Origin of the sequence: Amycolatopsis sp. NPDC001319, assembly GCF_042896185.1 — a bacterium.
GTDB lineage: Bacteria > Actinomycetota > Actinomycetes > Mycobacteriales > Pseudonocardiaceae > Amycolatopsis.
Map to the genome: position 1 here is coordinate 1,128,036 of NZ_JBIAWY010000001.1, position 23,345 is coordinate 1,151,380.

22 protein-coding genes and 1 pseudogene are annotated in these 23,345 nt (G+C 71.4%); 20 read left to right on the forward strand and 3 right to left on the reverse strand.

Annotated elements, in window-relative coordinates; genetic code table 11:
• The first annotated feature begins 53 nt into the window (after window positions 1-53).
• The 12 genes from ACFY1H_RS05335 to folK all read left to right on the forward strand — a co-directional run bounded on the left by ACFY1H_RS05335 (window position 54) and on the right by folK (window position 11,349).
• Window positions 54-1,070, forward strand: a complete 1,017-nt coding sequence (locus ACFY1H_RS05335) for a zinc-dependent metalloprotease (RefSeq protein ID WP_366588839.1) — start codon at window positions 54-56, stop codon at window positions 1,068-1,070.
• Window positions 1,067-2,041 (forward strand): tRNA lysidine(34) synthetase TilS, encoded by a 975-nt coding sequence (gene tilS, locus ACFY1H_RS05340; RefSeq protein ID WP_366588761.1) that lies wholly within the window; start codon window positions 1,067-1,069, stop codon window positions 2,039-2,041. The genes ACFY1H_RS05335 and tilS overlap by 4 nt, the downstream gene beginning before the upstream one ends.
• Window positions 2,042-2,043: 2 nt before the next feature.
• On the forward strand, window positions 2,044-2,595 hold the full coding sequence (gene hpt, locus ACFY1H_RS05345) for a hypoxanthine phosphoribosyltransferase (RefSeq protein ID WP_220247209.1): 552 nt from the start codon (window positions 2,044-2,046) through the stop codon (window positions 2,593-2,595).
• Between the two features lie 195 nt (window positions 2,596-2,790).
• Complete coding sequence (locus tag ACFY1H_RS05350) at window positions 2,791-3,156, forward strand: hypothetical protein (RefSeq protein ID WP_285971916.1); 366 nt, start codon at window positions 2,791-2,793, stop codon at window positions 3,154-3,156.
• Between the two features lie 19 nt (window positions 3,157-3,175).
• On the forward strand, window positions 3,176-4,576 hold the full coding sequence (locus tag ACFY1H_RS05355) for a hypothetical protein (protein WP_386944750.1): 1,401 nt from the start codon (window positions 3,176-3,178) through the stop codon (window positions 4,574-4,576).
• Window positions 4,577-4,739: 163 nt separating this feature from the next.
• Window positions 4,740-5,543, forward strand: a complete 804-nt coding sequence (locus tag ACFY1H_RS05360; protein WP_366588757.1) for an ESX secretion-associated protein EspG — start codon at window positions 4,740-4,742, stop codon at window positions 5,541-5,543.
• Window positions 5,544-5,641: 98 nt separating this feature from the next.
• Window positions 5,642-6,466, forward strand: coding sequence for an ESX secretion-associated protein EspG (locus ACFY1H_RS05365; RefSeq protein ID WP_366588755.1), 825 nt, complete (start codon window positions 5,642-5,644; stop codon window positions 6,464-6,466).
• Between the two features lie 200 nt (window positions 6,467-6,666).
• A complete protein-coding gene (gene ftsH / locus ACFY1H_RS05370; RefSeq protein ID WP_386944753.1) occupies window positions 6,667-9,066 on the forward strand; it encodes an ATP-dependent zinc metalloprotease FtsH in 2,400 nt (799 codons plus the stop codon).
• Window positions 9,038-9,664, forward strand: coding sequence for a GTP cyclohydrolase I FolE (gene folE / locus ACFY1H_RS05375; RefSeq protein ID WP_366588751.1), 627 nt, complete (start codon window positions 9,038-9,040; stop codon window positions 9,662-9,664). Before ftsH ends, folE begins: the two co-directional genes overlap by 29 nt.
• Window positions 9,665-9,699: 35 nt before the next feature.
• Entirely contained in the window at window positions 9,700-10,506 is an 807-nt protein-coding gene (gene folP / locus ACFY1H_RS05380; RefSeq protein WP_366588749.1) for a dihydropteroate synthase, read from the forward strand.
• A complete protein-coding gene (gene folB / locus ACFY1H_RS05385; protein ID WP_366588747.1) occupies window positions 10,499-10,858 on the forward strand; it encodes a dihydroneopterin aldolase in 360 nt (119 codons plus the stop codon). The genes folP and folB overlap by 8 nt, the downstream gene beginning before the upstream one ends.
• On the forward strand, window positions 10,855-11,349 hold the full coding sequence (gene folK / locus ACFY1H_RS05390; protein ID WP_386944756.1) for a 2-amino-4-hydroxy-6-hydroxymethyldihydropteridine diphosphokinase: 495 nt from the start codon (window positions 10,855-10,857) through the stop codon (window positions 11,347-11,349). Before folB ends, folK begins: the two co-directional genes overlap by 4 nt.
• Before the next feature lie 358 nt (window positions 11,350-11,707).
• On the opposite strand, the gene ACFY1H_RS05395 is transcribed toward folK, so the two are convergent.
• On the reverse strand, window positions 11,708-12,646 hold the full coding sequence (locus tag ACFY1H_RS05395) for a MerR family transcriptional regulator (protein ID WP_386944758.1): 939 nt from the start codon (window positions 12,644-12,646) through the stop codon (window positions 11,708-11,710).
• A gap of 61 nt (window positions 12,647-12,707) precedes the next feature.
• Between ACFY1H_RS05395 and ACFY1H_RS05400 the strand changes: the two genes are divergently transcribed.
• The 7 genes and pseudogenes from ACFY1H_RS05400 to ACFY1H_RS05430 all read left to right on the forward strand — a co-directional run bounded on the left by ACFY1H_RS05400 (window position 12,708) and on the right by ACFY1H_RS05430 (window position 20,433).
• The gene (locus ACFY1H_RS05400) at window positions 12,708-13,169 is read left to right on the forward strand and encodes a DUF3180 domain-containing protein (protein ID WP_366588741.1); all 462 of its coding nucleotides are present in this window, start codon (window positions 12,708-12,710) and stop codon (window positions 13,167-13,169) included.
• A gap of 69 nt (window positions 13,170-13,238) precedes the next feature.
• Window positions 13,239-15,074: a DUF6779 domain-containing protein gene (locus ACFY1H_RS05405; protein ID WP_386944760.1), complete on the forward strand. Its 1,836-nt coding sequence runs from the start codon at window positions 13,239-13,241 to the stop codon at window positions 15,072-15,074.
• An 846-nt stretch (window positions 15,075-15,920) separates the two neighbouring features.
• Complete coding sequence (locus ACFY1H_RS05410; protein ID WP_386944867.1) at window positions 15,921-17,027, forward strand: PrsW family intramembrane metalloprotease; 1,107 nt, start codon at window positions 15,921-15,923, stop codon at window positions 17,025-17,027.
• 250 nt (window positions 17,028-17,277) lie between these two features.
• Window positions 17,278-18,192, forward strand: a pseudogene (locus tag ACFY1H_RS05415) (Rossmann-like and DUF2520 domain-containing protein); the annotation flags it as partial.
• Window positions 18,189-19,097, forward strand: a complete 909-nt coding sequence (panC, locus tag ACFY1H_RS05420; protein WP_366588734.1) for a pantoate--beta-alanine ligase — start codon at window positions 18,189-18,191, stop codon at window positions 19,095-19,097. The pseudogene ACFY1H_RS05415 and the gene panC, both read left to right, overlap by 4 nt.
• A 12-nt stretch (window positions 19,098-19,109) precedes the next feature.
• A complete protein-coding gene (panD, locus tag ACFY1H_RS05425; protein WP_220244802.1) occupies window positions 19,110-19,604 on the forward strand; it encodes an aspartate 1-decarboxylase in 495 nt (164 codons plus the stop codon).
• 55 nt (window positions 19,605-19,659) lie between these two features.
• On the forward strand, window positions 19,660-20,433 hold the full coding sequence (locus tag ACFY1H_RS05430) for a type III pantothenate kinase (protein ID WP_366588731.1): 774 nt from the start codon (window positions 19,660-19,662) through the stop codon (window positions 20,431-20,433).
• Here ACFY1H_RS05430 and ACFY1H_RS05435 read toward each other — a convergent pair.
• The gene (locus ACFY1H_RS05435; protein ID WP_386944763.1) at window positions 20,430-21,167 is read right to left on the reverse strand and encodes an SDR family oxidoreductase; all 738 of its coding nucleotides are present in this window, start codon (window positions 21,165-21,167) and stop codon (window positions 20,430-20,432) included. The genes ACFY1H_RS05430 and ACFY1H_RS05435 overlap by 4 nt on opposite strands.
• Before the next feature lie 79 nt (window positions 21,168-21,246).
• On the opposite strand from ACFY1H_RS05435, the gene ACFY1H_RS05440 reads away from it, so the two are divergent.
• Entirely contained in the window at window positions 21,247-22,107 is an 861-nt protein-coding gene (locus ACFY1H_RS05440; RefSeq protein WP_366588726.1) for a sigma-70 family RNA polymerase sigma factor, read from the forward strand.
• Between the two features lie 403 nt (window positions 22,108-22,510).
• On the opposite strand, the gene ACFY1H_RS05445 is transcribed toward ACFY1H_RS05440, so the two are convergent.
• Window positions 22,511-23,275 carry a class I SAM-dependent methyltransferase gene (locus ACFY1H_RS05445; RefSeq protein WP_366582337.1) on the reverse strand — a complete coding sequence of 255 codons (765 nt, stop codon included), beginning with the start codon at window positions 23,273-23,275 and terminating at the stop codon, window positions 22,511-22,513.
• Window positions 23,276-23,345: the final 70 nt, after the last annotated feature.

Below are 23,345 nucleotides of genomic sequence, written 5' to 3' on the forward strand. Positions count from 1 at the left end.
GTGCAGGTAGCGTCGGACAGGTGAGCCAGGAAACCGAGACCCGACGGCGGCCGATGGTCGACTGGGACCTCGCGGCGTCCACCGGAGCGCGGTTGGTGCGCGGTGGTCCGCAGGTGCCGAAGGAAGAGGCCGCGCGCGCGGTCACCGACCTGCGTGACCTCACGGCCGAGGCCGAGGGCCACGTGCGGGAGCTGACGGGCCTGGGCAGGGACCTGCCGCTGCTGCCGGGCACGGTCGTCGACCGGCCGGGCTGGGTGCGCTCCGCCGCGTCGGGGCTCGAAGCGCTCACGGGCCGCGCGCTGCCCGAAGCGCAGGGCGGCCCGCTCGGCCCGATCCTGGCGTCGGGCGCGGGCGTGCAGACAGGACTGGTGCTGTCCTTCCTCGCTTCGCGCGTGCTCGGCCAGTACGACCCCTTCGGCGGCCCCGAACGCGAAGGGCAGCTGCTGCTCGTCGCGCCCAACGTGGTCGCCGCGGAGCGCGCGATGAAGGTGCACGCGCACGACTTCCGGCTGTGGGTCTGCCTGCACGAGTGCACGCACCGCCTGCAGTTCACGGCCGTGCGGTGGCTGCGCGACTACTTCGCCGACGAGGTCGAACGCCTCGTCACCGGCATCGCCGGCCACTCCGCCGACGGACTGTCCGACCTCGTGGGCCGCCTGCCCGAGGCGCTGAAGCAACGCGGCAAGGGCATCGGCATCGCCGAACTGCTGCAGTCGCCGTCCGAACGCGCGATCTTCGACCGGCTGCTGGCCCTGTCGACGCTGCTCGAAGGCCACGCCGACTACGTGATGGACGCCGTCGGCCCGCAGGTCGTGCCCACCGTCGACGTGATCCGCTCGCGCTTCAGCGCGCGGCGTCAGGGCGGCGGTGTCTTCGACCGCATGCTGCGCGCGTTGCTCGGGCTCGACGCGAAGATCCGCCAGTACGAAGAAGGCGCGAAGTTCACGAAGCACGTGGTGGACGCCGTCGGCATGGAGGGGTTCAACGCGGTCTGGCGGTCGCCGAACACGCTGCCGACCCGGGCCGAGATCAGCGATCCCGCGGCCTGGGTGCGGCGCCTGCACGGGTGAGCGCGCTCGCGGCGGTCCGCCGGGCCGTGCGGGAGTTCCTGACGACGCACACGCCGCCGCCGGAGGTGTGCGTCGCCGTGTCCGGCGGGGCGGATTCCCTTGCCCTGGCGGAAGCCACGGCATACGTCGCGCGCCACCTGAAGCTGCGTACGCGAGCGCTGATCGTCGATCACGGGCTTCAGGACGGCTCCGCCGAAGTCGCCGCGCGAGCCGCTGTGGCCGTGAAGGAGCTCGGAGTGGATGCGACGGAGATCCTCACCGTCGACGTCACCGGCAAGGGCGGCCCCGAAGCCGCCGCGCGCACCGCGAGGTACCGCGCGCTGCGCGAAGCAATGCCCGACGGCGAAGGAGGACTCGTGCTCCTCGGCCACACCCTCGACGACCAAGCCGAAACGGTGCTGCTCGGCCTCGGCCGCGGCTCCGGACCGCGGTCGCTGGCCGGCATGCGCCCGCTCGACCCGCCGTGGGGCCGGCCGCTGCTCGGCGTCACGCGGGAGCAGACCCGCGGCGCCTGCGCCGAGCTCGGCGTCGAACCGTGGCAGGACCCGCACAACGCCGATCCGCGCTTCACCCGCGTCCGCCTCCGCACGGAAGTGCTGCCGCTGCTGGAAGACGTGCTCGCCGGTGGCGTTGCGGCCGCGTTGGCCCGAACGGCCGCACAGCTGCGTGACGACACCGAGGCGTTGGACACAGTCGCGGACAGGATTCTCACCCGCGCGGGCGGGCCCGAAGGGCTGGCCGTGACAGTGCTCGAAGCCGAACCCGCGGCACTGCGGAGACGGGTTCTCCGCAGGTGGCTGCTGGGCTCGGGCGTGCGCGAACTCACCGACGCGCACCTGCGCTCGGTCGACGCGCTCGTGGCGCGCTGGCGCGGGCAGGGCGGCGTCTGGCTGCCGGGCAACTTGGAGGCGCGCCGGTGCCGTGGCAGGCTCTCGCTGTCCGGACCCGAACCCACCACCCGAGGGGAATGACCGTGTACGAGGGCGAGATCGCCTCCGTGCTCATCACCGAGCAGCAGATCAAGGACAAGATCGCGGAGCTGGCGGCCAAGATCGCCGCGGACTACCCCGAAAACGGCCAGGGTGACCTTCTCCTGGTGGGCGTGCTCAAGGGTGCCGTGATGTTCATGACCGACTTCGCCCGCGCTCTGCCGGTGCCGACGCAGCTGGAGTTCATGGCCGTGTCGTCGTACGGCTCCTCGACCTCGTCGTCGGGTGTGGTGCGCATCCTCAAGGACCTCGACCGGGACATCGCGGGCCGCGACGTGCTGATCGTCGAGGACATCGTCGACTCCGGCCTCACGCTTTCGTGGCTGCTGAAGAACCTCGCGAGCCGCAACCCCGCGTCGCTCGAGGTCGTCTCGCTGCTGCGCAAGCCGGAGGCCGTGAAGGTCGACGTGCCGGTGAAGTACATCGGCTTCGACATCCCCAACGAGTTCGTGGTCGGGTACGGCCTCGACTACGCCGAGCGCTACCGCGACCTGCCCTACATCGGCACACTGGACCCGCACGTCTACACGTCCTGAAGCCGGGGCTGAACCTCGCGGGGCCTTCGAACGTGTCAAAGGTGGTAACGCGCAGGCGGTGTTGCGGCGATCACACACAGCGGGGAACCTGGGGTTCGCCGATCGCGTCATAGGTGCCGACCTGGTGCGTTAACCTATGCGAAGACCTACTGCCAAGCGAGCGGGGAGCTCGCGCGGGGGAACGGAGAGAGGGCAATGGGCAACAGCAGCTTGGCCGATGCCAACGCGTTCAAGAGCGCCGCTGTCAACGGCCAGGTCGGCATCGACCCGGACGCCGCGCAGACCGCGCTCAACAAGATCCGCACGGGCAAGGACGCGGTCGAAGCCCTGCTCAACAGCGCGGGTTCGCTGGCGCAGCCGCCGAAGCTCGGCGCGAACCCCGTCGGCCAGGCGATGGCCGAGAAGTTCGTCCAGCGCGCCGACGGCGGTGGCGACTCCTACTCCGCGGCCCTGCAGAACCTGCTGAGCCAGTACGAGGCGGCCGAGCAAGGCATCCTCACCGCGATGGCGCGCTACCACGAGTTCGATCAGTCCGCGGCCGACCCGTTCCGCAAGGCCTGACGAGGGGGATCACGAAGTCATGGCTGGAAACCACGACAGCAGCAGCTACGGCCAGCAGCCGCCGGCGCAGAACGCGCCCGCGAGCGGGTCTGCGGTTCCGCTCGGCGACAACTCGGTCTCGCAGAACATCGTCGACTCCGCGCGCGGTCGCGCCGGCGGGTTCGAGATGGGCGGCGACCGGGCGATCGCCAACCCGCCCAACTGGAACGCGCAGGAGAGCCACCAGCTCTACAACGGCGCGATCACCGACAACGACCCGGGCACGGCCGAGGCCACCGGGCAGCAGTGGACCAAGCACGGCACCGAGCTGAAGACCGCGTCGGACGACCTGTTCAACGCCGTCGCCGAGCTCGGCAACGCGTGGGTCGGCGAAGGTGCCGCGGGTGCGCAGGGCGCGCTCGTGTCCATCGCCAACTCGGGCACGCAGGCCTCCGACGCCGCGCACACGATGGCCGACCGCCTCGCGAAGCAGGCCGCGGCCGCCGCCGAGGTCAAGAAGATGCCGGCGCCGCTCGACTACGACCCGAAGCAGGCCATGTCCGCGGCGCTGGCCGGCGGTCCCGCCGCGCTCGCCGCCGACCAGAAGGCCCAGGCCGACGCCGCCAACGACGTCAAGGCCCAGCAGGTCGCCTTCTTCAACGCCTACACGCAGTCGATGAAAGAGGTCGACAACACGACCCCGAGCTTCGGCCCCGACTCGCTCGGCATGAAGCCCACGCCCACGCACTTCAACGGCAACGACTTCGGCAACGTCGGCGCGGTCTCGGCGCCGGTCGGCGCCGGTGCGCTCGCCGCCGGCAGCTACGGCGTCGGCGGCGGTGGCACGGGCTACTCGGGCCACTCCGGCAGCAGCGCGGCCGCGGGGACGTCCGGTGCGGGCGGCCCGCTGGTCACCGGCAACTCGGGTACCTACGGCACGTCGGGCTTCGACGGCGGCCTGGCCGCTTCGGCAGGCGCGGGTGCCGCGCCCGCCCCGGCACCGGCTCCGGCCGCGCCGGCCGTGTCCGCCGGCGGCGGCGGTGGTGGTGCCGCTTCGGCGCTCGGCCTGAGCGCGCTGGGCGGCGGTGCCGGCTTCGCGAGCGCCAAGCTCGGCCAGGGCTCGCGCAGTGGCGCGCGCAAGAACGAGGAGAGCACGTCGGCGGCCGCCGAGCACCAGAGTGCCCAGGGCGCCGCGCCCGCGCAGCAGCAGGGCGTGGTCTCCGCCGGCGGCACGATCGGTGGCCAGACCCCGCCGGGCATGAACCCGATGGGCGGCGGCATGGGTGGCGGCATGGGCGCCCACGGCGGCCAGGGCCAGGAGGACCAGGAGCACACCCACGCGTCCTTCCTCATCGAGCCGGACCCCGACGACGCCTTCGGTGCCAACGAGGCCACGCCTCCGCCGGTGATCGGTGCCTGGTCGGACGACGACGACAACTGACGGACTTCCCGCGGGCGCGCGGCCTTCCCGGCCGCGCGCCCGCGTCTGTCTCGGACCGTCTGTCTCTGATCGTCTGTCTCGGACACGGCGCAGCACCACCGACAATTTCTTGAACACAACGTCCTGAACACAAGGTGTGACACGGGGTTTGGGGGTTTGGTCGATGCCGAACGCGGAGCTGCTCACCCCGCTCGAGGTGGACTTCCTGTGGGAGTCGGCCGCGCTGGGTGAGCTGCCCTACCCGCTGCGGATCCGTTCGCACGGCGCCACCGTCGACGAGCGCGACGCACTGCGCGCCCGCACGCTCGGCGGCCTGGTCCAGCGGGGTCTCGCCGACGGCCGCGGCCGGCCCGCGCCGCACGTCGAGGAGTACTTCGGCATCCTCGCCGCGCCCGACACGAGCCTCGACACGGTGCAGCTGCTCGATCCCAGCGCCGAACCGCTGCTGGCCGTGGCCGGCGTCGTCGGCGAGCAGGGCCTGTTCGCCGTGCAGGACCAGCGCGGCCTGCACCTGCAGCCGTGCCCGGCCGACGGCTTGGCCACCGCCATCGTCTCGCTCCTGCCGGGCGCGCCGCGCGGCACGGAGAAGTCGATCACGGTGCCGCTGGAGCAGCTCGTGGGCAGCTCTGGCGTCGACTTCATGCAGCGGCGCGGCAACCAGGTCGACGCCTCGGGCCGCGCGAGCGTGGACGAGGACCGCAAGGCACTCGCCCGCCTGCACGCCCAGCCGCGGCTGCGCGGCGGGCAGATCGGTGCCAACGCGCGCAATCGCCTCGGCGGGCGCAGCCGGTCGCCGGTGCTCAGCTGGTTCGACACGGAGACCGGCCGCTACTTCACGCAGGCCACCCGCGGTCGCGACGGGCGCGACTGGATCACCATCGCGCCGGCCGACGCCGCGACCCTGCGGCACCGTCTCGGCGAGATGATGGCCGGCGCGGCGGGGCAGGAGAGCGCGGCAGCGTTCTGAGGAGCTGCTGGTAGTTCAGCACTTCAGGCCGTTTCTGCCCGGGGTTCGCTCGCGCTACGCTGAGCAAGAGATCGATCCTGGAGGGTGAGCACCACCGCATGCACCAAGAGTTCTTCTCGCCGTTGGCGTTCGACTTCCTCTGGGAGTCCGCGGGTCTCGGCGAGCTGCCCTACCCGCTGCGCGTGCGCTCGCACGGTGCCACGGAAGACGAGCGCGTATCGCTGCGGCACCGGGTCGACGTCGAGCTCAAGGCGCGGGGCGTCCGCGACGCGCGCGGCCGGCTCGAACCGCCCGTGGACGAGTGGCTCAACCTGCTCGCCCGCGCGCCGATCTCGCTCGACGCGCTGCACATCCCCGAGTTCCAGGCCCACCCCGTCGCGCTGCTCGCGGCCGGCGACGGGCGGGCCGCCGGCGTCGTCGCCATCCAGGACGCCGACGGAATCTGGCTTCGGGAGACCCCGGCCGACGGCCTGGTCTCCACGATCGTCGACCTGCTGCCCGGCGGCCGCCGCGGCAGCGAGGCGTCCGTCACACTCCCGTTGGACGAGGCGTTGCACACACGCCCGATCCGCGTGCCTGTCGCCGCGGGCGGCCTCGGCGGGGCGGAGGAGAAGGGGCGACGGGCCAAGCGCCAGTCGCTGAGCGAGCGCGCGACGGTCGACCCGCGCGAGACGTACGCGCTGATCTCCGGCCAGCCGCGGCTTCGCGGTGGTCAGCTGGCCGCGAACAGCCGTACCCAGCTCGGAGCCCGGCAGCGGTCCCGCGTGCTGGGCTGGTTCGACACCGCCACGGGCCGTTATCTGAGCCTGTCGCGGGCGGGATCCGATGGCCGCGAATGGGTGACAGTGGCGCCCGCTGACCCGATGACGCTACGGACGCGACTCGGTGAGATGGTGGCTTCAGTGGCCGCCGACACACGCTAGGGTGACGCGAACCGGCACGATCCGGGAACCCTCATGCCGTATTGCCCGTTGACCTGCGTGAGGCTCACAAGGGTCGATCGTCCGGACGGGCGGTACCCTGGTGGGACTGGCCCGGGCACCACGGGTTGTCAACATCGTGATGGCGGGTATCACAGGAGCCGCCCAACCAGGGAGGGTCGAGGCCGCAAGGGCCGAGTCGTATGAACCGGAAGAGCGTGCTCAGGAACCCACTGCTGTGGATCGTCGCAGGGTTGCTGGCGTTGTTCGCCTACAACACGATCTTCGACAGCGATCGTGGCTACACCCAGGCTCCGATCTCCGTGGCAAACGCGCAGATCGAGGCCGGCCACGTCAAGGAAGCCAGCATCGAGGACAAGGAACAGCAGGTCAAGCTGTCCTTGACGCAGAAGATCGATGTGAACGGCACCCAGACGGACCAGATCGTCGCGCAGTACCCCGCGAACGCGGCCGTGAACATCTACAACGACCTCGTCTCCGCGAAGGTCAACGGGCAGCCGGTCAAGTTCGACACCAAGGTCACGCAGCAGAGCATCCTGACGCAGATCCTCATCTTCGCCATCCCGCTGGCCCTTGTCCTGGGCCTGCTCATGTGGATGATGAACAACGCGCAGGGCGGCGGCAACCGCGTCCTCAACTTCGGCAAGTCCAAGGCCAAGCAGCTGAACAAGGACATGCCGAAGACGACGTTCGGTGACGTGGCGGGCGCGGACGAAGCCGTCGAAGAGCTGTACGAGATCAAGGACTTCCTGCAGAACCCGGCGCGCTACCAGGCACTCGGGGCGAAGATCCCGAAGGGCGTGCTGCTCTACGGGCCGCCCGGTACCGGTAAGACGCTGCTCGCGCGAGCCGTCGCCGGTGAGGCGGGCGTGCCGTTCTACACGATCTCCGGTTCCGACTTCGTCGAGATGTTCGTCGGTGTGGGTGCGTCCCGCGTCCGCGACCTGTTCGAGCAGGCCAAGCAGAACGCGCCGTGCATCATCTTCGTCGACGAGATCGACGCGGTGGGCCGCCAGCGTGGTGCCGGCCTCGGCGGCGGGCACGACGAGCGCGAGCAGACGCTGAACCAGCTCCTCGTGGAGATGGACGGCTTCGACGCCCGCGGCGGCATCATCCTGATCGCGGCCACCAACCGGCCGGACATCCTCGACCCGGCGCTGCTGCGCCCGGGCCGGTTCGACCGCCAGATCCCCGTGTCGGCGCCGGACCTGCGCGGCCGCAAGGCGATCCTCGAGGTGCACTCGAAGGGCAAGCCGATCGCGCAGGGCGTGGACCTCACGAGCCTGGCCAAGCGCACCGTCGGCATGTCGGGTGCGGACCTGGCCAACGTGCTCAACGAGGCCGCGCTGCTCACCGCCCGCCAGAACGGGCACGTGATCACCGACGTGGCGCTCGAAGAGTCGGTCGACCGCGTGGTCGGCGGGCCGGCGCGCAAGAGCCGCATCATCTCCGAGAAGGAGAAGAAGATCACGGCCTACCACGAGGGTGGGCACGCGCTCGCCGCGTGGGCGATGCCGGACATCGAGCCCGTGTACAAGCTCACGATCCTCCCGCGCGGACGCACCGGCGGCCACGCCCTGCTCGTGCCGGAGGACGACAAGCAGCTGATGACCCGGTCGGAGATGATCGGCCGCCTGGTCTTCGCGATGGGTGGCCGCACGGCGGAGGAGCTCGTGTTCCACGAGCCCACCACCGGTGCCTCCTCCGACATCGAGCAGGCCACGAAGATCGCCCGCTCCATGGTCACCGAGTACGGCATGAGCGCGCGGCTCGGCGCCGTGAAGTACGGCCAGGAGCAGGGCGACCCGTTCCTGGGCCGCTCCGCGGGCCGGCAGGCCGACTACTCGCTCGAGGTGGCGCACGAGATCGACGAGGAGGTGCGCAAGCTCATCGAGACGGCGCACACCGAGGCGTGGCACGTGCTCAACACCTACCGCGACGTGCTCGACAACCTGGTGCTGGAGCTGCTCGAGAAGGAGACGCTGCAGCGCAAGGATCTCGAGCGGATCTTCGCGACCGTCGAGAAGCGCCCGCACATCACCGTCTTCAACGAGTTCGGTGAGCGCACCCCGTCGGACAAGCCGCCCATCAAGACCCCGGGCGAGCTGGCGATGGAGCGCGGCGAGCCGTGGCCGCCGCCGGAGAAGGAGAAGCCGGTCCTGCAGCCGGCGCCGACGCCCGTCGGCACCGCCGCGGGTGCGGGTGACCTCCCCGGTGGTCCGCCGTACGCGCCGCCGACGCCGCCCGACCCGAACGCCAACCCGTACGCTCCGCCGCCCAACGGCGGCCGTCCGAACGGTGGGCCGAACGGCACTGGTCGCTGGCCCCAGTCGTATGGTGGTCAGCAGCCGGGCGGTCCGGCAGGCGGCTACAACCCAGGTGGCCCGAGCGGTGCGCAGAGCGGTCCGCCCAACTACGGGGCGCCTCCGGGCTGGACCCCGGCGACGTCCCCGGGCAGCCAGCCGTGGCGCCCCGCCGAAGACCGTCCGCGTGAGCAGGGCTGGTTCGCCGACGGCGCGAACGGCCAGCAGCCGGACGAGGGGCAGCAACGGCGTGACGTGGACGGACCAGACAAGCACTAGCGACGACGGCCTCCGCCCGGTCCCGGTCTTCGACCAGGATCGGGCGGAGCGCGCTGTCCGGGAACTTCTGCTGGCCTGCGGCGAGAACCCCGACCGCGACGGCCTGCGCGACACGCCGGCCCGCGTGGCCCGCGCCTACCGCGAGATGTTCGGCGGCCTCTACACCGACCCGGACGAGGTGCTCGCGAAGACGTTCGACGAGTCGCACGAGGAGCTCGTGCTCGTCACGGACATCCCGATGTATTCGAACTGCGAACACCACCTCCTCCCGTTCCACGGCGTCGCCCACGTCGGGTACATCCCCAACGCCAACGGCAAGGTCACCGGGCTGTCCAAGCTCGCCCGGCTCGTCGACCTCTACGCGAAGCGGCCGCAGGTGCAGGAACGGCTGACGTCGCAGGTCGCCGATGCGCTGGACCGCAGGCTGGAGCCGCGCGGCGTGATCGTGGTGATGGAGGCCGAGCACCTCTGCATGTCGATGCGCGGGATCCGCAAGCCCGGTTCGCTGACGGTCACGTCGGCGGTGCGGGGGCTGATGCGGACTTCGGCGACTTCGCGCGCGGAGGCGATCGAGCTGATCAAGGGCCGGCGCCCGTGATCCCGGGCCTGCCCCGGCCCGGGCGGTGCGCCGTGATGGGCGTACTGAACGTGACGCCGGATTCGTTCTCCGACGGCGGCCGCTACCTCGACCTCGACCAGGCGCTGGAGCACGCGCGCGACATGTGGGCGCGCGGGGCGGACCTGATCGACGTCGGCGGCGAGTCGACGCGGCCGGGCGCGCTGCGCGTGGACGCGGAGACCGAGGCGGAGCGGGTGCTGCCGGTGATCCGGCAGCTGGCGTCGGAAGGTGTCGCGCTGTCTGTGGACACGACGCGTGCTTCCGTCGCGGAGGCGGCCGTCGAGGCCGGGGCGCGGGTGATCAACGACGTGTCCGGTGGGCTGGCCGACGCGAACATGGGGCGCGTCGCCGCGGAGTGCCGCGTGCCGTGGGTGCTGATGCACTGGCGCGGGCACAGCAAGGACATGACCAAGCTCGCGACGTACACCGATGTCGTGGCCGAGGTGCGCAGCGAGCTTCAGTCCAGAGTGGACGAAGCGCTCGCCGCGGGCGTGGACGAAAGCGCGATCGTGCTCGACCCCGGGCTCGGGTTCGCGAAGCACGCCGAGCACGACTGGGCGCTGCTGCACGGCCTGGATTCGGTGCTGTCGCTGGGTTTCCCGGTGCTCGTGGGCGCTTCGCGCAAACGGTTCCTCGGCCGGCTGCTGGCCGAAAAGGACGGTGAGCCGCGGCCGCCGGACGGGCGGGAGAACGCCACCGCAGCGATTTCCGCGCTGGCCGCCGCGGCCGGGGCTTGGGGAGTGCGCGTGCACGAGGTGGGCGCGTCACTCGACGCGGTCGCCGTCGCGGCCGCGTGGCGGAAGGGGCGGGCTGATGGCTGATCGCATCACGTTGACGGGGTTGCGGGTGTTCGGCCGCCACGGCGTGTTCGAGCACGAGAAGCGCGACGGTCAGGAGTTCATCGTCGACGTCACCGCGTGGCTCGACCTCGGTCCGGCCGCCGCGTCCGACGACCTGACCAAGACCCTGCACTACGGCCAGCTCGCGGAGCTGGCCGCCGGGATCGTGGCGGGCGAGCCGTACGACCTCATCGAGAGCGTCGCGGGCAAGATCGCCGACGAGGTCATGCGCGACTCGCGCCTGAACGCCGTCGAGGTCACCGTGCACAAGCCCTCGGCCCCGATCCCGCTGACGTTCGACGACGTCGCGGTCACCGTCCGGCGCGAGCGGTGAGCCGCGCCGTCCTCTCGCTGGGCTCCAACCTCGGCGACCGGCTGGCGTACCTGCGCATCGCGCTGGACACCGTCGGGCCGGCGCTGGTGGCCGTGTCGAGCGTGTACGAGACGAAGCCGTGGGGCGTCGAGGACCAGCCGGACTTCCTCAACGCCGTCTGCCTCGTCGACGACCCCGCGCGCGACCACTGGGCGTGGCTGGAGGTGGCGCAGGCCGCGGAGCAGGCGGCCGGCCGCGTCCGCGAGCTGCGCTGGGGGCCGCGGACCCTCGACGTGGACGTGGTGACCGTCGACGCCGTGGTTTCCGACGACCCTCGGCTGCTGCTGCCGCACCCCGGCACCCCCGACCGCGCCAGCGTGCTGATCCCGTGGCTGGAAATCGAACCGGACGCGGTCCTGCTGGGCCACGGTCCCGTAGCGGATCTCTTGCGGGCTCGGCCGGAGGACGACAAAGCGGGTGTCGTCCTCCGGCCGAACCTGCGGCTCGCTTAGACCCGTCGAGCTCCCCGCGGGCGTGGTGCCCCGCCTGGGGCGAGGTTCCAGGCTCGCCGACGCAGCGGCTGTCGCCGGATTGGGGCGGTGGCCACTGCGCCGGTGTGTGTCGCGCCGGAGGACTCAGCATTCGCCGGACCTGCGGCTCGCCTAGACTCGCCGGGGGCGAGCGACCCGCGGGCATGGTGCCCCCGCCTGTGGCGAGGTTCCAGGCTCGCCGCAGTGGCCGTCGCCCGGTTGGGGTGGCGGCCATCGCGCCGATGGGTGTCGCGGGTGGACGCCGGACCTGCGGCTTTGGTGACTCGGCGCCGTTCACCGGCCGTTCACCGATTCGGCGGTAACGCAGTCGGGCCCGCCCTTACTCAGACCGCAGCGCCGCCAGCAGGAAACCCACCTCGGGCTGGGCGCTCGGGATGGGCGGCCAGCCGTTGATGATCGCCAGCAGCTGCCAGTAGCGCTCGGCCCTGGGGTCGCCGCCGGAGGCGAACTTGTCGGCCAGGGCGCGGCGGAAGGCCGGGTCCGCGGGGTCGTCGCCGGTGCCGGCCGAGGCCGTGGCGATGGTGTCGGCCAGTTCTCGGCCCTGTGGTGAGTCGGGGCCGAGACCCGCGTCGAGGGCGGCGCGGGCGGCGGTGGACCAGGCGAGCCAGTTGTCGCGCTGGGCCTGTGTGACCTCGGTGGCCGCGCCGGCGTCGCGGTCGGCCGCGTGGCGTTCGCTCATGCCGCGGATCAGGCGGCGGAACTCCGGGTCCTGCACGAGCTCGGCGAACTCGAGCCAGGCCTCCAGCTGCTCGGGCGACGGGTCGTCCGGCAGCTCGGGCTTGGCCGAGCCCATGCGCTCGTAGAACTCGGGGTCCACGTCGAGGCCCTCGGTCATCTCGGCCCAGAAGTCGTCGACCAGGCGTTTGCGCTCTTCGTCGGACATCTGTGCGAGGCGGTTCATCAGCTTCACTTCCTCCAGTTCGGAATCTCTCTTCGCCACCGCCCGCAGCACGGCCCGGCGCAGCCGGAGCCTGCGGATCTGCTCGTCGAGGGCCTCGACGTGGCGCACGGCCAGGTCGCGCACCGACGACTCGCGTTCCAGGACGCGAGCGACGTCGGCGAGGCCGAGCCCCAGCTCACGCAGCGTCCGCACCAGCTCCAGCCGGGCGAGCGCGTGGGCGTCGTACAGCCGGTAGCCGGCGTCGGTGCGCTCCGTGGGCGGGAGCAGGCCCTCGTCGGAGTAGAAGCGGATGGTCTTGACCGGCAGCCCCGTCCGCCTGGACAGCTCGCCGATCGTGAAGACCGCGGTGGCACCCACACGACGCATGGTGGAGTCTCCAGCCACTGGAGGGTCAAGAGCTCTCGGTACGGTAGACCCCATGCACTTCACCCGGCCCCGTGAGCTGGTGGTGGCCGCGGTTCTCGGCCTCGTCCTGGTCTACGTCGTCTTCCAGCTCGCCTACGGTGACCTGCCCCGACTCCCGACACTGGCAGGAGTCACGTTCGCAGTACTCGCTGTGATCGAGGCGATCATGGCTTACACGATCAGGTCGAGAATCAAGGCCGGACGGGTGACGGCGTCGATCGGCATCGCACGCTCAGTAGCGCTCGCGAAGGCGTCCTCGTTGGCCGGATCCTTCATGACAGGGGGTTGGCTGGCAGCGTTCGCGTACGTTTTTCCCCGACGTGACGAACTCGTCGCCAGCGTCTTCGACACCCGTGCCGCGGTGGTCGGCGCGGTGTGCTCCGCGATGCTCGTAGCTGCGGCTTTGTGGCTCGAGCACTCCTGCCGGACCCCTCCCGGTGACGAGCGGCCTGACAACCGTTCGACGACCGGTTAACGACCAGATCCTGCCGCTCGAAGTACCGACTAGGTCTCGTTCGGATCACTAGAAGGTACGGTGTCTGTCATGACCGGCGTGGGTGACGACTCGCGCGGCCGCCTTCTGGGCAGGCCGTGGCTCGTCGTCGGATTCGTCCTCGCCATCGGAGCCACTCTCGCACTGGTGCTCAGCGACGACCTCCGGTTCCTCCGGTTGGGAATCGTCGCAGCCCTTTGGGCCGCCTTGATCGGCGCCTTCCTCGCCGTGAGGTATCGCAAGCACGCGGCGCACAGCGAGGACGCGGTCGCCGAGGCGCAGGCGGTATACGAACTGGAACTGGAACGCGAGATCGCGGCTCGGCGTGAGTACGAGCTGGAGATCGAAGCCGAGACGAGGGAGTCCGCGGAGGCCAAGTCGCGCGAAGAGCTCGACGCGCTGCGCGCCGAGGTGTCAGCGCTGCGCGAGAGCCTGCAGTCGCTGTTCGGCGGCGAGGTGCTGCTGGAACGCGTCGCGCTCACCGCGCAGGCCACGCGCATGCGCTCGCTCAACGACGACCAGCGGCTCGTGTCCGCCGGCTCGGAGTCGAAGAACGGCAACGGCAAGAAGCCCGCGCAGCTGATGGCCCCGAAGAAGCCGGTGGTCGAGGTCAGCAACGACCGGCCCACCGAGCTGATGGACCGCGTGCTCGACACCCCCGGCACCGACCGGCGGCGCAAGCCGGCCAATGGCACGGGCCAGCACGGTCCCGGGCAGGGCCAGGGTCCGAACGGCAAGCCGCCCGCTTCGCTGAACACCCAGCGCACGCAGCAGCTCGCGCGGCCGAAGCAGAACCGGCCGAAGCCGGCTCCGCAGCCGTCGCCCCAGCCCCAAGCCGAGCCCGAGTCGGCCGCCGCGCGCGCCGTGAAGGCCGCCGAGCTGCGCGCCGAAGCCGCACGCCGCCAGGCCGCCGCCTCCGAGTCGCAGCCGACGCGCACCGTCGCGCCGGTCGCGAAGCCCGATTCGCTCGAGGAGACGCGCCAGGTGCCGCGGGCCGAGGTTTCGCGCCCGGGGATGCGCCGGGTGGAGCCGCCGGTGTCGCGCGCCGAGGCGTCTCGGCCGGATCTGCGTCGCGTCGAGGCGCCGGTGTCACGGGCTGAGGCCTCTCGGCCTGACTTGCGCCGGGTGGAGCCCCCGGTCTCGCACGCTGAGGTGTCTCGGCCGGACCTGCGCCGCGTCGAACCGCCGGTGTCGCACGCCGAGGTGTCGCGCCCCGACCTGCCCCGCGTGGGCCGCCAGGACCCGCCGACCGGAGAGTCGACGGCCGCGTGGAAGCCGGCCTGGGACGCGTCCGCCGACTTCGGCGACCGCCGCTCCTCCGGCGACACCCCGCCGAAGCCCCGCGAGGCCACCGCGTCGCGCACCGACCTCCCGCCCGTGGCGGAGCCCCCGGAGCCGTCGCACACGGAACCGGGCCAGCGCAAGCCTTCGCGCCTGGAACAGTTCTCGCGCACGGACCTGTCACCCCTGGCCGACTCCGCCCCCGCGACCAGGCACGGCGCCCACTCGAACCCGGGCGACGAACCCGAGGAGCCGGTCAACCCGACCTTGCCGGAATCGGTCCGCAGCACCGTCACCAAGAGTTCCGGCGGCCGCCGCCGCCGCTCCGACGACGAACCGGCCGAAACGCCCGGCAGCGGCCGTCGCCGTCGCCCAGACGGCGAGCCCCCCGCGTGGGAAGGCATGGTCACCGAGCGGGCTTCGCAGAGCCGCCGCAACGTGCCCCCCGTCGACGCCCCCGAGGACACCCCCTCTCGCGGCCGCCGCTCCGCCGACCCCACACCGGCCAGCGGCTCCCACGCGGCGGGCCGGTCGGTCACGGAACTCCTGGCCGCCAACGGCGCCGCCGAATCCGCCCCGCGCCGCCGCCGTCGCGCGGAGGACTGAACCGCACGGAAAGCCCCGGCCCAGCATGGATGGGCCGGGGCTTTTCGCTGTGTACAAGCCTTCTGGCGGCCCGCACGCCTCACGGGCTCGCGGGCTCGCCGCTTGGCAAACGCGGGGGTGATGGCAGCGCCGCCTCACTACGCCCGCGGGACCGGGGTCGTACGGCCGGTTCGACCCGAGCCGGAGGCGTCGCCGCCGGTAGCTGCCGGCCCGCCGCGCGGCAGGCGACGAAAGCAGCGCCACTGCGCAGTCGTCGGTGACCCGAGAACGGCACCGAAACACTGGCCGGGCAGCGTCCCTGCGCTGGGCCGCTCGGCTGCTGTGGCCGGAGCAGGAGAGCGCGTCGGTTAGCGGCGCATTCGTCGCTGCGCCAGGAGCCAGTGGCCCGAGCCCGAAGGAACTCGCGCGGCAACGGCGGCCGGAGTCGAAGAGCGCGGTCGCTCTTCGAGCCGGATTCATCGCAGAGCCAGACGCCTGGGCCTAAAACCTGCGGCGCTTGCGCGGCAATCGCACCCGAGGCCGGTGGGGGCGGGCTGAGCCGGGTTCTTCGCGGAGCCAGAAGTCTGGAGCGGGGCTTGTGCGGCAACGGCGGCCGGTGCCGGAGCCGGGTGCGCGGGCCGAGCCGGATTCGTTGTGTGTGTGGCCTCTCCAGCCGAAACACCGAGCCCCGAGATCATCGGTGAAGCCCGCGCAGCCGAGGCCACGGCGGGAAAACCGCGGCCTCGAAGAGCCACAGCCAGCACCGCACACCTCACCCCCGTATGGTGACCGCTCGTGAACGGAACCCTCCCCACCACGAAGGGCTCAGCGGCGAGACCCGGTGCTCGCCTTCCGCGTCGGGTGACGGTGTTGTTGCCCGTGGTCGGGTTGATCGTCGTGGCGTTGTGTGGCCTGTTTCTGTTCGGGCTGGCCACGGCGCGCGTCGGGGTGGGGGCGGTCGCGATCGGGGTGCTGGCGGCGCTCGTGCCGGTGGCGGTGGTGGTCGCGGGGTTCCTGTGGGTGGATCGGTGGGAGCCGGAGCCCGCGAAGTTGCTGTTGCTGGCCTTCGCGTGGGGGGCGTGCATCGCGACGATCACCGCGCTGGTCATCAACAGTGGCGCCGAGGCCGTGGGTGACATCCTGCTCGGCAGTGGGAACGGCTCCAAGGTCAGCGCGCTCGTCTCCGCGCCGCTGGTGGAGGAAGCGGCGAAGGACGCCTTCGTGCTGCTCATCTTCTGGCGCCGCAGCGCGGAGTTCGACGGGGTGGTCGACGGGATCGTCTACGCGGGCTTCTCGGCGGCCGGCTTCGCGTTCACGGAGAACATCTACTACTTCGGCCGCGCGTTCGCCGAGTACGGCTTCGGAAACGGCGCCAACGCGGGTGTGCTCGCCGCGTTTTTCCTGCGTGGGGTGCTGTCGCCGTTCACGCATCCGTTGTTCGCCGTGATGGCGGGCATCGGGTTCGGGGTGGCGGCGCGCACGCGGCAGCGGTGGCTGCGGGTGGTCGCGCCGCTGGCCGGGTATCTGGCGGGCGTCTTGCTCCACGCGTTGTGGAACAGCGCGGCCACGCTGGGCGGCTCGAAGGCGTTCCTCACCGTGTACTTCCTGATCATGGTGCCGTTGTTCATCGGCGTGGTCTACGTGATCGTGCTGCAACGGCGGCGCGAACAGCGCATCGTGGCGGCCGCGCTGCCGAAGATGGTGGCCGACCGGTGGATCGCGAAGTCGGAGGTCAGCCTGCTGGCGAGTCTCTCGGGGCGCCGCGCGTGGCGCAGACAGGCCAGACGCGAATCCGGCAGAGCGGCGGCGCGGGCGGTCGGGCTGTACCAGGCGAGCGTTTCGGAGCTCGCGTTCCTGGGGCGCAACAGAATCCGCAGCGAAGAGGACCAGCAACGCCAGGACGAGCTGCTGCGCACCCTCAAAGCAGCTCGCGCCGACGCCGTGCGCCTCGCCACCACGGCCGAGCCGCGATGATCGTCATCCCCCCGGCGGGGTAGCTCGATCGAGCCGAAAAACCCGTGCTCAGCGGGGGTGCGGCGGCCCTCCGCCGCACAGATCTCCGAGACGCGATTAAATTACTTCCGCGATTGAACGACCGGGTGAAGCTCGTCACCAGAGCTCCGCGATCCGGACGCGACGGGGCTACTCTCGCGCCGTCGTCTGGTACCCGCGCCGTAAGAGCGGGACTGGAACGAGCCAAGGAGTTTCGAGCCATGAGCGTCCACAGGCGCACGCCATGAACCGACCGGCCCGCCTCGCGGTGGGCGTGGTCTCGGCCGGCCGGGTGGGCAGCGTCCTCGGCGCCGCACTGGCCAGGGCCGGCCACACGGTCGTCGCCGCGTCCGGCCTGTCGGCCGAGTCGCTGGCGCGGGCCGAACGCCTGCTGCCCGACGTCCCCCTGCTGCCGCCCGACGAGGTCGTCCGCCGCGCCGACCTGGTGCTGCTCGCGCTGCCCGACGACGCCCTCGAAGGCATGGTTCGCGGGCTCGTGGCGACGGAGTCGCTGCGGCCGGGCCAGATCGTCGTCCACACCTCCGGCGCTCACGGCGTCGACGTCCTGCAGCCCGCCGCACAGGCCGGTGCGCTGGCGCTCGCGCTGCACCCCGTGCTCACGTTCACCGGCCGCGCCGAAGACCTCGAACGCCTCAGCACCGCCAGCATCGGCGTCACCGCGGCCCCCGACGACGAGGTGGCCTGGAACGTCGGCGAGGCGCTGGCCGTGGAGATGGGCGCCGAGCCGGTGCGCATCCCCGAGGCCGCCCGCGCGCTCTACCACGCGGCCCTCTCGCACGGCGCCAACCACCTGATGACGCTCGTCGCCGACTGCACGGAGCTCCTGCGCGAAGCCGGAATCGGGCATTCGGAACGACTCGTCGCACCACTGCTGTCGGCCGCACTGGATAATGTGCTGCGCCACGGCGACCGCGCCCTCACCGGCCCGGTGGCGCGTGGTGATCTCGGCACCGTCCGCAAGCACCTCACCGTGCTCTCGGGAACGGAGCCGGCGATCGCCCCGGCCTACCGGGCACTGGCCCGGCGCACGGCCGAGCGGTCCCACGCCGCCGGCCTGCTCGACGCGGCGACCGCCGCCGAGCTGACCGACCTCCTCGACGACCCCGCCGAAGGGCAGACCCCGTGACCACACCGAAGTTCCAGCGCGCGACGCTCAACGCGTACCAGCCGCCCGAACACATCAGCCAGGTGAGCCGCGCGCTGCGCAGTGTCGGCCACAAGGTGGCGCTCGTGCCCACGATGGGCGCGCTGCACGACGGCCACCGCGAGCTGATGCGCCGCGCGAAGCGCCTGCCGAACACGATCGTGGCCGCGTCGATCTTCGTGAACCCGCTGCAGTTCGGCGCGGGTGAGGACTTCGAGGCGTACCCGCGGCGCATGGAAGAGGACCTCGCAACGCTGGGCGAAGCCGGCGTCGAGCTGGCCTTCACGCCGAAGGCGAGCGACCTGTACGCCGAGAACGCGATGGTGACCGTGCACCCCGGCCCGCTCGGCGACGAGCTGGAGGGCGCCGTGCGGCCCGGGCACTTCACCGGGGTGCTCACTGTCGTCGCGAAGTTGTTCAACCTGCTGCGCCCGGACTACGCGTTCTTCGGGGAGAAGGACTACCAGCAGCTGGTGCTGATCAAGAAGATGGTGGCCGACCTGAACATCGACACCCGGGTGATCGGGGTGCCGACGGTCCGCGAGCGCGACGGGCTCGCACTGTCTTCCCGCAACGTGTACCTGACGCCGGAGCAGCGGGAGGACGCCGTGGTGCTTTCCGCGGCGCTGACCGCAGGGGCGCACGTCGGCCGCGAAGGGGCCGAAGCGGTGCTGGACATGGCTCGCCGGACGCTCGCCGAGCGTCCGCAGGTGGAGGTGGACTACCTGGAGCTGAGGGGAACCGATCTCGGGCCGGCGCCCGTCGACGGTGAGGCACGGCTGTTGATCGCCGCCCGGGTGGGGAGCACCCGGCTGATCGACAACGTGGGAGTGCTGCTCGGACGGGCTGTGGACCATCCGAGCGTGGATCCGGACGCAGGGGAATAGGGAGAGTCCACGATGTACCGCACGATGCTGAAGTCGAAGATCCACCGGGCCACGGTGACGCAGGCGGATCTGCACTACGTGGGGTCGGTGACCGTCGACGAGGACCTGATGGAGGCCGCCGACCTCCTGCCGGGTGAACAGGTGTCCATTGTGGACGTCACGAACGGCGCCCGGCTCGAGACCTACGTGATCAAGGGTGAGCGCGGCAGCGGCGTGCTCGGCATCAACGGCGCCGCGGCGCACCTGGTGCACCCCGGTGACCTCGTCATCCTCATCTCCTACGGCCAGATGGACAGCGTGGAGGCGCTGAACTACGAGCCGCGGGTGATCTTCGTCGACGAGGACAACCAGATCGTCGAACGCGGGACCGATCCGGCCCACGCGCCGGAGGGGTCGGGGCTGCTGAGCGGCACCGTCACGCTGCCCGAGGAGGACACGATCGCCTTCCCGGTGGCCGAAACCGCCGACGCCCGCCGGCTCGACGCGTTGCTGCACGCGGAAAGCTGAGCCCGTAACCCACCGAGTCGGCGGCGAAACCGGGCCGCAGTAAAGGAAGTCCGCGTTGCTGCTCACCGTCGACGTCGGCAACACCAACATCGTCCTCGGCCTGTACGAGGGCCAGCGGCTCGTCGGCGACTGGCGCATGCGCACCGACGCGCGCATGACCGCCGACGAGCTCGCGCTCACCATGCGCGGCCTGCTCGGCCCGCACGCCGACGCGATCACCGGCATCAGCGCACTGTCCACAGTGCCCGCCGTGCTGCGCGAACTGCGCGTGATGCTGAGCCGCTACTACGCGCGGCTCCCGAAGATCGTGGTGGAACCCGGCGTGCGCACGGGCGTGCCGCTGCTCGTGGACAACCCCAAGGAGGTGGGCGCCGACCGGCTCGTGAACACCCTCGCCGCCCACCACCTGCACGCCACCGCGTGCGTGGTGGTCGACTTCGGCACGTCCACGAACGTCGACGCCATCTCCGCCAAGGGCGAGTTCCTCGGCGGCGCGTTCGCCCCCGGCATCGACATCTCTGTGGACGCGCTCGCCTCCCGCGCTGCCGCGTTGCGCAAGGTGGAGCTCGTGCGGCCGCGTTCGGTCATCGGGAAGAACACCGTGGAATGCCTGCAGTCCGGCATCCTCTACGGCTTCGCGGGCCAGGTCGACGGCCTCGTCAAACGCATTGTGCGGGAACTGCGCAGCGAGGAAACCGAGCCGGTCGCGGTGATCGCGACCGGCGGCCTCGCGCCGTTGGTGATCGGCGAATCGGAGACGATCAAGGAGCACGTCCCCGATCTGACGTTGCTGGGTCTGCGGTTGGTCTACGAACGAAACGTGCGCTAGTTCTGCGCGAGGAATTCCTCCCAGGTGCGGGTGCCGGTTTCCGCGTCGAGGTTGAGGTTGTCGCCCGCGCGGTAGGCGCGGCCGGCCTTGCCGGGCAGGTGGACGGGCAGCTTGGGGCGGCGCTTTCCGTTGGCCCGCAGGTAATCCTCCACGAGTTCACGCATGGTGTAGACCTTCGGGCCCGCCAGGTTGGCGACGCGGCCGGCGGGCGCCCCGAGGGTCAGTTCGGCGAGCCGGGCCGCGACGTCGTGGGCGTCCACCGGCTGGAACCGCATGCCGCCGGGCACGGGGACGACGGGCAGTTTCGCGGCGGCGCGCACCGCGTCGAGGCAGAAGCCGTGGAACTGGGCGGCACGCAGGATCGTCCACGGCAGACCCGAGGCGATCACCGTCTTCTCCGCCTCGAACTTGCGCGTGAAATAGCCCAGCGGCACGCGGTCGGCCGCGATCACCGAGATGAGCACGAAGTGGCTCAGGCCCGCGCGTTCGGCGGCTTTGACCAGGTTCGCGGTGGCCACGTCGTCACCTTTGGGTCCGCCGGCCAGGTGCAGCACCACGTCGACGCCGTCGACGGCGGCTTCCAGCCCTTCGCCGCTGAGCAGGTCGCAGGCGACGTGCTCAGCGGCGCCGGCGGGTGCGTGGCGGCTCAGAATGCGCAGCTTCGCGTCCCGCAGCAGCGGGGTGACGAGGGTGCCGAGCGTGCCGGTGCCGCCGGTGACGAGGATCGTGCTCATTTCTTCCTCCGTTCCGGTCACGTGACCGGGATTGTCGGTGTGTACTTCGGTGAACCCGCGCGACGGAGGAATGTGACACGTGGACGAAAAGGCCTGGTTGGCGCAGCAGTTCGAAGAGAACCGGCCGCGGCTGCGCTCAGTCGCGTACCGGATGCTGGGCTCGTTGAGCGAAGCCGAAGACGCCGTGCAGGAAGCCTGGCTGCGGCTCGACGGCGTGGACGCGCGGGAGATCGAGAGCCTGCCCGCCTGGCTCACCACGGTCGTCTCGCGCCAGTGCCTCAACCAGCTGCGCACGCGCGAACGCCGGCGTGAGGACTCGCTCGAGGCGCAGGTCTTCGAACGCGGCGACGACTTCGACCTCGAGGCGGAAGCGCAGCTCGCCGACTCGGTCGGGCTGGCGCTGCTGGTGGTGCTCGACTCGCTGGGACCGGCCGAGCGCATCGCGTTCGTGCTGCACGACATGTTCGCGGTGCCGTTCGAGGACATCGCGGTGATGCTCGACCGCACACCGGCGGCCGTGCGCCAGATCGCCAGCCGCGCCCGGCGCCGGGTCCGTGGCGAGCAGCCGACGGCCGACGTCACGCGCAGCCGCCAGGCCGTGGAGGCCTACCTGGCGGCCGCGCGCGGCGGCGACTTCGAGGCGCTGCTGCAGCTGCTCGACCCCGACGTGGTGCTGCAGGCCGACGCCGCCGTGTCCGGGGCTCCGGCGCCCGTCGTGCTGCGGGGCGTCCGCAGCGTGAGCAAGGGCGCGCTGCTCGCTACGGCCCGCGCGCGGGGCACGCAGGTGGCGCTGGTCAACGGTGCGCCTGCCCTCGTGCTCGCGCCGCGTGGCCGCCTCGAAGTGGTGCTCACGTTCACCTTCGACGGCGACCGCATCACGGCGATCGACGTGGTCGGTGATCCCGAGCGGCTGCGTGCGTTGGAGATTTCGGTTTTCTAGTGCAGCACCTTCAACCCCACTGAGTCTTCTGCCCCGGCTCCGCCGGGGCGCGCGAGATCGCCGAAAGTCGGCTTCTTCCCTCCCGGTTTCGTCGGCCCGGGGGCCGACGAAACCGCTCAGTCCAGAAGCCGACGCGATCTCGCGAGCCGTGGAGTGGGAAGGCCACCGGCGGTGTGAGTGGAGCCCATCGCTGTCGGCCTTTGACCTGTGCTAGGGGCTGCGCTACGCCTGTAGCTGCGGTAGGGAACTCGACCACGTCGCGAGATCGCGCCGGTTTCTGGACTGAGCGATGTGCTCGGCCCTCGGGCCGGGCACATCGGGAGGGAAGAAACCGGCTCAAAGCGATCTCACGCGCCCCGGCGGAGCCGGGGCCAAAGACACAGATCTTCGTCGCCAGGGAACCTCAGCTCTTGCGACCCCGGAACACCGTCGTCACCAGCGGGTAGTCGAACTCGCCCGCGCCCGCTTCCGGCACCGCCAGGAGGTACTCGCGCGCGGCGGCCAGGGCGGCGTCGCGTTCGGCCGGTTCGGCGACCAGGAAGTTGGAGTGCGTGCCGACGGTGGCGAGCAGCGTGTCGATCGTGCGGCGGTGCGTGTGCGGGAACTCGCTGTCTTCGAACGGCTCGAAGCCGGCCGCCGACAGGCCCTCGTTCTCGTCGCGGAACACGCGGCTCACGCCCGTGCGCACGATCTTCGCGAACTCGACGACCCACTTCACCGTCAAGTCGTCGTGGTTCCACAGCGCGACGACGACCCCACCCGGGCGCAGCACGCGGTGGATCTCCGCGAACGCCGGCTCCAGATCGAACCAGTGCAGCGCCTGCCCGACGAACACGGCGTCGACGGACTCGTCGGCCAGCGGGATGTCCTCGGCCTTGCCGGTGAGCGCCCTCGTGTCCGGCAGGAGCTGGGACAGCTGGGCGAGCATGCCCTCGTCGGGCTCCACCGCGGTCACGGTGAGGCCGAGGTCCACCAGCCCCTGCGTGAGCTTTCCAGTGCCGGCCGCGAGGTCGAGCACCTCGCGCGCGTCGTGCGCGGCGCCGGCGAGCCCCCATTCGACGGCGGCCTGCGGGTAGTCGGGCCGGTGCTCGGCGTAGGCGGCGGCGTGGCCGCCGAACGACGAGGCGCGGCGGGCGTGGAGTTCCTGGTCATACGTGGGATCGGTCACGAGAACCGAGACTAATACGGGAAAAGGCAGTGCCGGTGCCGCGAAGGGTAATCCGGTTGGCGTAGCCGAC